Here is a 1,016-nt window from a genome sequence, read left to right on the forward strand (position 1 = left end):
CCGATGCATGGGGATTCCCCGACGGCATCTGCGAACCGAAGAACGGCTACGAAGTCACCGTCATGATCAACGTTCTCGCGGACAACCCCGGCGAGCTCAAGGCCATGTACATCATGGGCGAAAACCCGATGCTCTCCGACCCCGACCTCAACCACGCAGAGCACGCACTCAAGAGCCTCGAGTTCCTCGTCGTCCAGGATATCTTCCTGACCGAGACCGCACAGCTCGCCGACGTCGTCCTGCCCGCAACCTGCTACGCAGAGAAGGACGGCACCCAGACCAGCACCGAGCGCCGTGTCCAGATGTGGAGAAAGGCACAGGACCCGCCCGGCGAAGCAAAACTCGACTGGGTCATTATCAGCGAACTTGCAGCAAAGATGGGATACGCAGCCCAGTTCCCCTACCAGAGCGCAGAGGATATCTTCACCGAGATCGCGGAAGTCACGCCCTCCTACCACGGCATGAACTACGTGCGCCTCAACAAGCCCGAAGCACTCCACTGGCCATGCCCCACGACCGACCACCCCGGAACCCCCATCCTCCACTGCGAGAAGTGCGCACACCCCCACGGCATGGGAATCTTCCACCCGCTCGAGTGGAAACCGCCAGCGGAAGTTCCCGACGCAGAATACCCCTTCGTCCTCACGACCGGCCGCTGCATCTGGCACTGGCACACAGGGTCCATGACCCGACGCTCCGAAGCACTCGCAACCGAGGTCCCCACCGGATGGATCGAGATCAATCCCGAGGACGCGGCAGCGCTCGGCGTAAAGGACAAGGAGATGGTCAAAGCCAAGACACGCCGCGGAGAAGTCGAAGTGCCGGCAAAGGTCACGCCCGACATCATGAAGGGAGTCATGTTCATGCCCTTCCACTTCGCGGAATGCGCGGCAAACAAACTCACCAACAACGCACTCGATCCCGGCGCGAAGATCCCGGAGTTCAAGGCCTGTGCTGTCAAGGTTGAAAAGATTCAGGAGGCCTGAAAATGGTTGCAAAAGGCGATATGATATATG

Annotated in this window: 1 pseudogene; it reads left to right on the forward strand. The window is 60.1% G+C overall.

The window, feature by feature from the left end:
* Positions 1-986: pseudogene (locus APR53_07325) on the forward strand.
* Positions 987-1,016 lie beyond the last annotated feature (30 nt).

Origin of the sequence: Methanoculleus sp. SDB, assembly GCA_001412355.1 — an archaeon.
GTDB lineage: Archaea > Halobacteriota > Methanomicrobia > Methanomicrobiales > Methanomicrobiaceae > LKUD01.